The 11,594-nt window shown below is 74.5% G+C and carries 7 protein-coding genes; 3 read left to right on the plus strand and 4 right to left on the minus strand.

All coding sequences use genetic code 11. The features are described 5' to 3' along the window. Position 1: 1 nt before the first annotated feature. A complete protein-coding gene (locus ACFWEJ_RS09170) occupies positions 2–1,855 on the plus strand; it encodes a TIM barrel protein (protein ID WP_377228892.1) in 1,854 nt (617 codons plus the stop codon). Positions 1,856–1,863: 8 nt separating this feature from the next. On the opposite strand, the gene ACFWEJ_RS09175 is transcribed toward ACFWEJ_RS09170, so the two are convergent. Further along, on the minus strand, positions 1,864–3,756 hold the full coding sequence (locus ACFWEJ_RS09175; protein ID WP_377228893.1) for a hypothetical protein: 1,893 nt from the start codon (positions 3,754–3,756) through the stop codon (positions 1,864–1,866). 108 nt (positions 3,757–3,864) lie between these two features. Between ACFWEJ_RS09175 and ACFWEJ_RS09180 the strand changes: the two genes are divergently transcribed. Together ACFWEJ_RS09180 and ACFWEJ_RS09185 are read left to right on the plus strand one after the other, a co-directional pair. Continuing rightward, on the plus strand, positions 3,865–4,527 hold the full coding sequence (locus ACFWEJ_RS09180; RefSeq protein ID WP_377228894.1) for a DUF7019 family protein: 663 nt from the start codon (positions 3,865–3,867) through the stop codon (positions 4,525–4,527). A 6-nt stretch (positions 4,528–4,533) separates the two neighbouring features. After that, a complete protein-coding gene (locus ACFWEJ_RS09185) occupies positions 4,534–9,453 on the plus strand; it encodes a protein kinase (protein ID WP_377228895.1) in 4,920 nt (1,639 codons plus the stop codon). Positions 9,454–9,475: 22 nt separating this feature from the next. On the opposite strand, the gene ACFWEJ_RS09190 is transcribed toward ACFWEJ_RS09185, so the two are convergent. The 3 genes from ACFWEJ_RS09190 to ACFWEJ_RS09200 form a co-directional block, all read right to left on the minus strand. Beyond that, positions 9,476–9,817, minus strand: coding sequence for a hypothetical protein (locus ACFWEJ_RS09190; RefSeq protein WP_285101987.1), 342 nt, complete (start codon positions 9,815–9,817; stop codon positions 9,476–9,478). 47 nt (positions 9,818–9,864) lie between these two features. Then, a complete protein-coding gene (locus tag ACFWEJ_RS09195; RefSeq protein WP_377228896.1) occupies positions 9,865–10,695 on the minus strand; it encodes a carbohydrate ABC transporter permease in 831 nt (276 codons plus the stop codon). After that, a partial coding sequence (locus ACFWEJ_RS09200; RefSeq protein ID WP_377228897.1) for a carbohydrate ABC transporter permease occupies positions 10,695–11,594 on the minus strand: 900 nt, incomplete at its 5' end. The genes ACFWEJ_RS09200 and ACFWEJ_RS09195, both read right to left, overlap by 1 nt.

Genomic DNA, 11,594 nt, shown 5'->3' on the forward strand with positions numbered 1-11,594 from the left:
CATGCGCACGTCCATCGCGACCGTCTGCCTCAGCGGCAGCCTGGAGGACAAGCTGCACGCCTGCGCCGACGCCGGGTTCGACGGCGTCGAGATCTTCGAGCCCGACCTCGTGGTCTCCGACCGCAGCCCCGAGGAGATCCGGGCGCTCGCGGACCGGCTGGGCCTGAGCCTGGACCTGTACCAGCCGTTCCGCGACTTCGAGGGCGTGCGCCCGGACCAGCTCGAGGACAACCTGCGCCGGGCCCGGGCACGCTTCGAGACCGTGCGGCGGCTCGGCATCGACACCGTGCTGGTCTGCAGCAACGTGGCGACGGCCACCGTCGGTTCCGACCGGGTGGCGGCCGAGCAGCTGCGCCGCCTGGGCGACCTCGCGGCGTCGTACGACGTCCGCGTGGCCTACGAGGCGCTCGCCTGGGGACGCTTCGTGGACGACTACCGGCGGTCCTGGGAGGTCGTGCGGCTCGCGGACCACGAGGCGGTCGGGGTGTGCCTGGACAGCTTCCACATCCTCTCCCGCGGGCACGACCCGGCGGGGATCGAGGAGATCCCGGGGGAGAAGATCTTCTTCGCCCAGCTCGCGGACGCCCCGGCGCTCACGCTGGACGTGCTCTCCTGGAGCCGGCACCACCGCCTGTTCCCCGGCGAGGGGGCCTGGGACCTCGGCCGGTTCGTCACCCATCTCGTCCGCGCGGGGTACACGGGGCCGCTGTCGCTGGAGGTCTTCAACGACGTCTTCCGGCAGACCGACACCGGCCGGACCGCCGAGCACGCCCTGCGCTCCCTGGTCTGGCTGGAGGACCGGGCGGCCCGGCTCCTGGCCGAGCAGGACGGCGGCGGCGCCGGGGCGGGGGCCGCGACCGCCGGCGCCGCGCTCGACCGGATCGCGGACGTGGACGAGCCCACCGGCTACGACTACGTGGAGATCAAGGCCGAGGACACCGGCGAGGTCGAGGTGGTGCTCGACCAGCTCGGCCTGACCTTCCGGGGGCAGCACCGCACCAAGCCGGTGCGGCTGTGGTCATCCGGCCAGGCGCGCGTCGTGCTCAACGAGCAGCACGCCCGGGACCTGGAGCCGCACCTGGCGGGGATCGGCCTGGGCGTGGCCGACGCGGCGGCGGCGAGCGACCGGGCCCGAGCCCTCGCCGTGCGGGCGGCGCCGCGCCGGACGCAGGCCGGGGAGCTGGACCTGGCCGGGTTCGTCGCGCCCAGCGGGCTCGAGGTGTTCCTCAACGACCGGCGCACCGAGACCCGCACCGGCGTCGAGCCGGAGTGGGCTGCCGAGTTCGGCCACGGTCGTCCCGGTCCCGCCCGGGAGATCGCCGCCATCGATCACGTCAACGTCTCGCACGGCTGGGACGCGCACGACGAGGCGGTGCTCTTCTGGACCAGCGTGCTGGGCCTGGAGAAGCCGACGGCGACCGAGGCGGCGGGTCCCCAGGGGCTGGTGCGGAGCCAGGTCATGCGCACGGGGAACGGCGCCGTGCGGATCTCGCTGAACGTCGCGCCGCTCGACGTCGCCCACCCCCAGCACATCGCGCTGGCCTGCACCGACATCTTCGCGGTCGCCCGCCGGGCGGAGGAGCGCGGCCTGCCGCGCGTGCCCGTGCCGGACAACTACTACGACGACCTGCGGGCCCGGTTCGGGCTCGACGACGCGACGCTCGGCCGCCTGCGCGACCACCAGCTCATGTACGACCGCTCCGCGGCCGGCGAGTTCTGGCACTTCTACACGCCACGGGTCGGCAGCGTGTGCTTCGAGGTGCTCCAGCGCACCGGCGAGTACGACGTCTACGCGGGGGACAACACCCCGGTGCTGCTCGCCGCCCAGGACCGGCTGGACCGGGGCCGCCGCTGAGGTCCGGGTCAGCGCCGCTCGTTGTTCGCGATGATCTGGTCGAAGGTGGCCTTGAGGGCCCTGGCGTCGTGGAGCAGCCGGCGCGCCGCCTCGTCGAGACCCGGACCGGACTCGAAGCCGGAGAAGTCCGCGCGGTGCCGGAGATCCTCGCACTCCGCGACGATCGGGAGCCGGGTCGGGGCGGACAGGATCAGGGGCATCAGGGCCTCCATGCCCAGCGCGGCGCGCAGGATCCTGATGCTCCGCGGACCCGGCTCGATCGTCAGCGCCTCGATCGCCTCGCCGAGCCCGTCCGACGTCGCCCGCAGCCCCAGCAGGAGGTCCCCCTGGCGGGCCTTCGAGTCGGCGATCGCGCCGATCACCTGGACGTAGGCGAGGCGGTGCGGAGGGCTGACGTCGCGGGTGACGAAGCCGAGCAGGCCCGCGGCATCCAGGCAGAGGGCCGCGGGCTCCCACTGGCGGGACTCCACGAACGTGCTGCCGAGCCTCCGGAGCCGGTCCATGAGCCGAGGCGCCTGCTCCACCTCGGAGTCGGGCAGGCTTGAGAGCACCTCGGCCGCCCCGACCTGCGTCAGCATGCCGTTCAGCCGGAAGTGCAGGAGCTGGGCGGCGATGCTGACGCCCCGGCGCAGCTCGGTCCGGTCGACCACCGGGTTCTCGACGGCGGCGACCAGCTCCTCGGCCTCGGTGAACCGTGCGGCGGCCGCGACGGACGACGACCGGACCAGCGCGGTCTGCCCCGCCGACGCCAGCGCCCAGGCCAGCACCGGGACGAGGTCGGGCCGGTCGAGCGTCTCGAACCGCACCACCCGCAGCGCCGCGTCGGCGGCCGCCGAACCGTCACCACCGGCCAGGGCCAGCGCCTCGGCCGCGTACAGGTCGTCCACGGCGCGCCGGAGCGGCGCGGAGGACCCGGCGAGCTCCCGGACCGGACCGATGCCCTGCTCGGTGGACACCGTGGTGAGCACGCGGCCCTCGGCGGTATGGGCGGCCGGCCGGGACCGGACCGAGCCGATGGGCCGCCACGGCGCCCACGGCGTCCCGGGGAGGTAGGCCCACTCGTCCAGCCCGAGCGCCGAGGTCAGCGACTTCCGCAGGAGCACGAAGAGCGACGGGAGGCTCGACAGCTCCCCGGAGCGCACCAGGTCGGCGGCGAGCGGCCAGTCGGCCAGCTCCCGCAGCTGCGCGAGGACCGTGTTGTGCATCATGCCTTCGAGCAGGTCGGCGCCCCGGCCGACGTCGTCGAAGCTGACCCGGTAGGGGATCTGGTTGGTCCACCTCCCCTTCCTGAGCTCCCGGAGCCAGTCCGCCGCGCCCCTGTCCGAGGACCACGTGATCTCCCGGGGCAGCTCGGCGCCCTCCTCGACCTCGGCCAGGAAGCCGTGCGTGCGGCGTGCGCGCCGGAAGACATAGAGCACGGCCTGCTCGGCAGGGTCCCGGCGGCCGACCAGGCCGACGACGCGCAGCAGCTCGATCGGCGCCCGGGCCTCGCCCAGCCAGGGCGGGTCCAGCGGAGGGGCAGCCATCGACCGGGCGGCAGCCCCGGCCAGCTCCTCGATCTCGCCGTCGTTGGCGACGGCCATCGCGTACAGGACCGCTCGGGCCTCCGCCGTCCCGCGAGCCGCCAGCCCATGGACGATCCCGTCGCGACCCGGACCGTCGCAGAGATCGGCGGCCAGGTGCATCGGGGCGCTCGCTCGCGCCCCGAGATATTCCGCCAACGCGGCGTCCGACTCCAGCAGCAGGTCGCCGCCGACGGAGAGCGCGTGGTCGACGAAGCGGGAGAGCTCGTCGTGCGGGTCGCCGTCGCCGCCGGCCGGCCCGAAGGCCGCGGGACGGTAGTCGGTCCGGAGAGTAGGGCGGCTTGCATCGGCGTCGCGTCCTCGCGTCCCGAAGGGCATGCGTCCCATCATCCCGCAGATCGCGCCTTTGTCAGCCCCCGTTTTCGCAGGTCGCGGGGGAGAGGCAGCCGATAGCATGATCCGCTGAACCCGGAACGAGGAGCCACGGTGTCAACCAGCTACTACGTGTACGTGTCAGACGCCAAGATCGACATGATGCTGCAGCAGATCGATCCGGGCTCGACCGACGGGCACCAGACCGAGTTCTCCTTCGGCCTCAACAACATGCTCGGCAGCCGGCGGACGGTCGTGTCCGAGGCGGGGTCGGCCCAGTTCGCCCGGCTCGAACAGGTCCTGCGCTACCTGAGCGACACACGGTCGGTCGGGTCCCTGGACGCCCCGGAGAGCTACTTCTGGGGGATGATGCCGATGCGCTCGCGGCTGATCCCGACCGAGTTCAGCGGTCCGCTGGCCTTCTTCGGCGGCACCTGGGAGGGCACGGCGGTCGGTCTCGGCGGGTCGAGCCGCCACCTCCTCATCGGGGGCGCCGAGGACGCCGGGTTCTCGGCCGGCTCGATCACCCCGGGGATCCTGGGCGGGATCGCCTCGTCGGAGCTGGAGGACGAGCTCGTCGTGGACGCCGTGCAGGACGAGATCGACGGTGACCTCGACGCGCTGGAGACAGTCAGGAAGGCGGTGGCGGCCCTGCGCGGTCCGACACAGACGTTCGAGTTCGTCGCCAAGCGCCTGTTGCACGGCGACTCGGGCAGCCCCGGCGCCGAGCGGCCGGCGCTGCTCGGCACGCCCCTGTACGTCGCCCTGGTGGACTGAGCCGACGTGCCGGGTGCCGACGCGTCCGGTGCCGACCGCTCCGCCGACTGGCGGCCCGGCGACGTCGTCCTCGACCTCTACGAGGTGGTGCGCGGCAAGGCCAAGGGCGCCATGGGCGTGGTCTACCGGGTGCATCACCCGGTGTGGGGGATCGACCTGGCCGTCAAGGTGCCGCGTGCGGCCCTGCTGCACTCGCCGGACGCGGTGCGCGAGTTCGAGACCGAGGCGGAGACCTGGGCCGGCCTGGGAGTCCATCCCCATGTCGTGAACTGCGCCTACGTGCGCCGCATCGGGAGCACCCCCGCCGTCTTCGCCGAGTGGGCCCCTGGCGGCAGCGTCGCTGAGGCCGTCCGCTCCGGCGGGCTCTACGCGGACGACCCGGTCGGGTCCGTGCTCGACGTCGCGATCCAGTCCGCCTGGGGCCTCGCGTTCGCCCACGGCCAGGGGATGGTCCACCAGGACGTCAAGCCCGCCAACCTGATGCTCACCGCGGACGGGACGGTCAAGGTGACCGACTTCGGCCTCGCCAGGATGCGTCGCCTCGCCGGCGAGACCCCGGACGGCGTGGGCACCGCGGCAGGTGCGGCCGTCCGCCCGGTCGGGTTCAGCCTGCCGTACCGCTCGCCCGAGCAGGCCGCGGCCACCGCCGGGACCACGCTGACCCCGGCGACCGACGTGTGGTCCTGGGCGGTGACCGTGGTCGAGATGTTCCGGGGCGAGCGCCCGGACCGGACCGGCGAGGAGGCAGGTGCGCTCCTGGCCGGTCTCCGGCACCGCGGCGTCGTCGACGGTCTGCCCGCGCTGCCCGGCCCGGTGGCCGACCTGCTCGCCGAGTGCCTCCGCCCGGATCCCGCCGGCCGACCGGCCGACGTCGGGGCCCTGGCCGAACGGCTGGTCGCGCTGTACGCCGAGCTGACGGGCCGCGCCTACCCGCGGCGGCTCCCGTCCCAGGCGCGGCTGCTGGCCGACGGACTCTCGAACCGGGCGCTGTCCATGCTCGACCTCGGGCGCCCCGACCAGTCCGAGCGGCTCTGGGAGCAGGCGCTCGACGTGGACCCGCGGCACCTGCACACGGTCTACAACCGCGGGCTGCACCGCTGGCGGGACGGCCGGGCCGGCGACGTCGAGGTCCAGCAGGAGCTCCTGGCCGCCGGCCCGGGCGACGACGACGGGACGTACGAGCACCTGCTCGGGCTGCTGCACCAGGAACGCGGCGACCCACCTCCCGCGCTGACCCTGGAGGGACACTCCTCGTCGATCGTGTCGGTCGCGGTCAGCACGGACGGCACGGTCGGCGCGACCCTGGACGGGAGCGGGGTGCTGCGCGTCTGGGACCTCGGCACGGGCGACCGCCGTACCGCGGTCCCGGCGGCCGAGAACGGCGGCGTCGCCGTCGTGCTGGCCCCCGACGGCTCCTTCGCGGTCGTGCTCGACGGCATCGGGTACGCCAGGGTCTGGCACCTCGCGCGGCCGACGGCGCCCGTACGCCTCGGCTCGCGGCTCGACCGTGTCCGCGACGTGGCCGTCGCGCCCGGCGGGGCGCGGGTCGTCACGCTCGGGATCGACGGCCGGGTCCGCGCCTGGGACCCTGCCACGGGCACGCTCGACGAGACGTGGGAGCCGCCCGGCTCCGACGGTGACGCCCGGCCCCTCGCCCTGGACCCGACCGGCACCCGGCGCGCCGACCTGTACGACGGCGCCCGCGTCGTCCTCTCGACGATCGACGACCCGGCCGACCGCCAGGTGCTGCACGGCTGGAACGGCGACGTCCGGTTCGCCGCGGCGGGGAGCACGGCGCTCGCCGTCGCCGACGACGGGTCCGTCCGGGTGTTCGCGCCGGCCGGGGACGGCCTGCCCCGCACGGACGAGGCCGACCCGGTCGCGCCCCGGAGGCCGACGGCCGAGCTCCGGGGCGCGCGCTGGCCGCTCGCCCCGAGCGGCGACGGCCGGTACGCGTACGGGGCCGGCGCGTGGTGGGACCTCGCGATCGGGCGGCGGCTGTACACCGGGGCGCACCGCGGCGACCTGTCGGCGGTCGACCACGCCGGGCGGGTGGCGCTCAGCGCGTCCGGCACCAGCGCCACGGTGGACCGGCGGCCGGAGTCGGTGCAGGTCCCCTGGAGCTACACCCGCCCCCGGGACGCGGTCCTGCTGTCCACCGAGTCCGACGCGGCAAGCGGTGCCCTCGCGCGCTCCGCGAGCCTCGCCGCCGCCGGCCGCCTCCAGGAGGCGGCCCAGGTCGTCCGGGAGGCGCGCGACCTCCCCGGCCTGCGCCGCGACCCGCGGCTCACCGAACGGTGGCGCCGCCTCGGCACCCGCGCCCGGCGGCTGCACCTCCAGGACGCCTGGCCCGTCAGGGAGCTGCGGGCGCCGCCCGGCCAGGACTGGCTGCTGAGCGCCGCGTCCGACGGACCGCTCGTCCTCGCCCACAGCCCCCGCCACCGGACGCCGTGGGTCGTCGACCGCACAGCGCCCGAGGCAGCTCGCCCGCTGCGCCTCCACGCCGGACCCGTCACCGCCGCCGCCCTCAGCCCGGACGGCTCCGTCGCCGTGTCCGCGGCGTCCGACGCACGCGTGATCGTGTGGGACGCCGCGCGCGGCTCCGTGCGGCGCCTGGTCGAGGTCCACAGGAGCCCCCCGCGGGTCGTCGCGGCCGGCCGGGGCGTGACCATGACCGGCTCGCCGGCCGGCGAGGTGGGCATCATCGACGTCGGCCGCGGGCTGCTCGCCCTCACCGACGCGCACGCCGGCTCCGTGCGGGCGCTGGCCATCGCCCCGGGCTGCCAGATCGGCCTCTCCAGCGCCGAGGACGGCAGCGTCCGCTCCTGGGATCTCACGTCCGGGGCGCTCCTGCAGACCCTGCGGTTCGACGACGCGTGGGCGCACCGGGCCGCCCTCAGCCGCACCGGGCACCGCGCCGTGCTCTGGACGACCGACGACGAGCTGCGCCTGTGGAGCCCGCGCAACGGCGCGACGCTCGCCGTGCTGAGCGCACCCCGCGGGGGCAGGCCGACGAGCTCCGGCACGCACTCCCGGTACGTCACCACCCACGAGCCCGGCCGCGCCGAGTTCTGGGACCTCGACCAGCAGGGCGGGCGGGTGGCGATCAGCGACGACGGCCGCTGGGCGCTCACGGCCGACCGGGCGGGCGCCCTGCGCACCTGGGACCTCGACAGCGGGCGGTGCACCGCCACCCTGGCGGAGGGGGCGGTCCGCGTGACCGCCCTGACGGTCACGCCCGGCTTCGACCTCGCTGCCGTCGCCCGGGACTACCGGGTCGACCTGTGGGACCTGGCCACGGGGGAGCTGGTCCGGTCCGTCGACCTGGCGCCGCACCCGGCGGAGGACCTCGTGCTCGCCCCCGACGGCGCCGCGCTGACCACCTTCGACAGCCTGGGCAGGCTGCGGGACTGGGTGCTCGACTGGGAGCTGGAGCTCCCCGCCGAGGGCGGACCCCTCGACCCCGGCACACCACAGGACGCGACGCCCGCGGGGACGGGCGCCGACCTCGATGTCGGCGACGGCGCCGAGGGCGTCGGTGCACCGTGGCTGCGCCTCCTCGACGCCGAGCTCGCCCGCGAGGAGCTGCGGCGGCAGGTCGACCGGACGGTCGTTCGCGGTGCCGACCCGGGAACCGGGAGCGACACGTCGTCCGACGCCGCGGCGATCGCCCAGGCGGTCGCCCTGCTCGACCTCCCCGAGACGGGGCTGACGGTCGAGGAACGGGTGCGGCTGGAGGACTTCCGGCACCGCGTGGGGGAGGAGCTGTCGGCGCTCGCCGACGTCGCCCGCTCCGCAGAGCGAGCCGGACGCCACCGCGACGCGGAGCCGTTGCTGAGGCTTGCCCTGGGCATCCGGTCCACCCTCGACGGCGCGGGGGCTCCCGGCACCCGGACGGCCCTCCGGGACCTGGCCGGCTGCTGGACCTTGCTCGGGCGCGTCGACGAGGCCCAGGCGTTGCTGACCGCCGGGGAGATCGCGCCCCGGGCGGCGGAGGGCGACCTCGCCGATCACGCCGCGCCCGACCACGCCCTGCCCGACGCGGACGTCGAGCGGATGACGAGCCGGCTCGTTGCCCTCCAGGCCGAGTCGCGCCGTCTGCTCGACCGCGAGGGACCCCGCGCCGCCATGGGACCGGCCGAGGAGGCCCTGGCGGTCGCCCGCGTCGGCGCGGCGCAGGACCGGGCCGGCGTGCCGAACCTGGCGCTCGCGCTCGCGTCCCTCGGAGACCTGTGCAACAACGCGGGACTACCGTTCGCCGCCGCCCGCTATCTCGCCGAGGCGCTCGTCGTCTCGGCGCGGGCGGAGCGGGACGGCATCGGGCTGATCGTGCCGCTCGACACGGTCGCCGGCGTGCTCCTTGCCGCCACGGTCGGGATCGACTCGCCGTACGGCACCTGGTTCCGGCAGGGCCACCTCGCCCTGGTCCGCGAGGAGATCGACCCCGGCGAACGCGGTCTGCTCCGCGAGCTGATGCACTGGTGCGACGAGGCAGGCCGGGAGCTCGACGGCCTCGGCGCGTCGAACTGGGCCCTGTTCTGCCACGGCGCCGCGATGATCGTCGGCGAGGTCATGCGCGACGACGACCCCTCCTTCACGGACCCGCTGTGCGCGACGTTGCTGACCATCGCCGGGCTGAAGGCCGGGACCGGCGACCGGGACGGCGCGGTCCACCTGCTGCGCCGCGCCGTCGGCCTCGCCTACCGCGCCTGCCTCGCGGACGAGGGCGACGTGGAGCCGCAGCGCGCCCTGGCCCGGACGCTCGACCGGAGCGCGCCGGTCCTGGACCGGCTGGGCGAGGGGGCGCACGCCCGGGCGGCCGAGCGGTCCGCGGCCGAGCTGCGGGCGAACGCGGCCGGGACGTACGCGGGCGAGGTCCCGTACGAGACGGCGCTGCTCGTCCAGCGCCTGCTCGGTCAGGCCTGACGGACCCGCCGTCGCGGTGGGGTCAGCGCCAGTCCTCGTCCGCCGACAGCACCGACGAGATGTCGTACTCCTGCTCGCGCTGGATGGGCGGCGCGTCGGTGAGCCACTGCTGGACGGCGAACCGGGCGACCACCTCGTCCCGGGTGATCCCGGTCTCGCCGAACCGGCCGTCGACCCAGGGGGTCCACGACCACAGGTGGATCCGTTCGTCGCCGAGGTCCTCCATCATGAGGCGGTGGTTGTCGCTGGCCACCAGCATGGCGCCGACCAGGCGGTTGTAGTTTTCGACGGTGACGAGGTCCACCAGGCCGAGGTCGATCTGGTCGGCCGCGGTGGTGCGCAGGATTTCCTTCGCGGAAGGCATGGACACTCCTTGGGCTGGTCGGGGCTCTTGAGGCGTTGACGGGCGGCTCATACGGCGATCCCGCGGGAGACGTAGCCGTCGATGAAGGTGCGTTGCATGGTCAGGAAGAGCACGACGACGGGCAGGGCCATGATCAGGCCGGCCGCGCTGACCAGGGACCAGTCGGTCGTGAACCCCTGCTGGAACGAGTAGAGCGACAGCGCGACCGGCTGGAAGTCGCGGTCCTGGATGAAGGTGACGGCCAGCATGAACTCGTTGTAGGCCTGCAGCCCGGACACGAGCGCCGCGGTCAGGACGGCGGGCCGGATCATCGGGAGCACGATGCGGGCGAACACGCCCAGCTCGCCGGCGCCGTCCAGACGGGCCGCCTCCTCGTACTCCCGGGGCATCCCGATCAGGAACGCCCGAACGAGCAGGGTGGCGAACGGGCTGTACACGGCCCAGTAGATGATGATCAGGCCGACGGGCTGGTTGTAGAGGCCCAGCGTCGACCACCAGCTCACGAGCGGGACCAGGAAGAGCTGGATCGGCAGCGACGAGGACACCAGCAGCCAGAGGATCCAGCCGCCCCCGCCGGGCAGGTCCAGGCGGGTCATGGCGTAGGCGGCCATGGTGGCGATCAGCGCCACGCCCGCCGCGGTGGCCACCGCGATGACCAGGCTGTTCAGGAGCGCGCCACCCATGTGGGCACGCTCCCAGGCCACCGCGAAGTTGCCCCAGCTCCAGGACTGCGGGAGGCCCAGCGGGTTGCTGTCGATCTCGCGGGCGGACTTGAGCGAGTTCGAGGCGAACACGAGCAGCGGACCGAGCGCGTAGACGCCGAGCAGCCCGAGGACGATCCAGGTGACGGGCTGCGCCCTGCGGGCGGTGGCGGCCATCAGATGTCCCATCGCAGTCGTCGGCGCAGCGCGAGGTAGCCGAGCACGGTCGCGGCGCTGATGGCCGAGAGCAGCATCGCGACGGCCGAGGCGTAGCCGTGGCGCTGGTTCTGGAAGGCCTCGCGGTAGAGCACCGTGCTGAGCACGTCGGTGGATCCGGCCGGTCCGCCCTGCGTCAGCACGTAGACGTAGTCGAAGACGAGGAACGACCAGATCACGGTCATCAGGCCCAGGAACACGAGCGTCGGCCGGATCATCGGCAGCGTGATGTGCCAGAACTCGCGCACCGGCCCGGCGCCGTCGAGCCGCACGGCCTCGTAGAGCGCCGGGTCCACCGACTGCATCGAGGCCAGGAAGATCACGAGCAGGAAGCCCCACCACTGCCAGGTGTTCACGAAGGCCACCGAGCCGAGGGCGAGCGACGGGTTTCCGAGGAAGTTGACGTCGGCGAGGAACGGGATGCCCAGGGTCGCCAGGGCGGCGCCGATCCCGCCGTCCGGGTCCATGATCTGGCGCCAGACGGCGGCCGAGACCACGGTGGCCAGCACGTACGGGACGAAGTAGAGGACGCGGAAGAACGTCTGGTGCCGGCGCAGCCGGGACAGCAGGAACGCGCCGACCAGCGCCATCGTCATCGGGACCACCAGGAAGAACAGGGTCCAGACGACGTTGTGCACCAGCGCGCCGCCGACCGCACCGGAGCGGAGCATCTCGGCGTAGTTCGCGAGGCCCACGAACCGGGGCGTGCTCAGCCCGTCCCAGTCGGTGAACGAGTAGTACACGGAGGCCAGTCCAGGCCCCGTGATCACGAGCAGGTTGACCACGAGCAGCGGTGCCACGAACACCCAGGCGAGCAGACGGCGCTGCCTCCTGGCCCCCAGCGGCCGGCCCCGGAGGGC

Origin of the sequence: Promicromonospora sp. NPDC060204 (assembly GCF_042728455.1) — a bacterium.
In the GTDB taxonomy this organism is placed as follows: Bacteria; Actinomycetota; Actinomycetes; order Actinomycetales; family Cellulomonadaceae; genus Promicromonospora.

Excerpts from the sequence above, each read along its gene's own strand:
- ACFWEJ_RS09175 (WP_377228893.1), bottom strand. The coding sequence starts at position 3,756 with ATGCCCTTCGGGACGCGAGGACGCGACGCCGATGCAAGCCGCCCTACT.
- ACFWEJ_RS09170 (WP_377228892.1), top strand. The coding sequence starts at position 2 with ATGCGCACGTCCATCGCGACCGTCTGCCTCAGCGGCAGCCTGGAGGAC.
- ACFWEJ_RS09195 (WP_377228896.1), bottom strand. The coding sequence starts at position 10,695 with ATGGCCGCCACCGCCCGCAGGGCGCAGCCCGTCACCTGGATCGTCCTC.
- ACFWEJ_RS09190 (WP_285101987.1), bottom strand. The coding sequence starts at position 9,817 with ATGCCTTCCGCGAAGGAAATCCTGCGCACCACCGCGGCCGACCAGATC.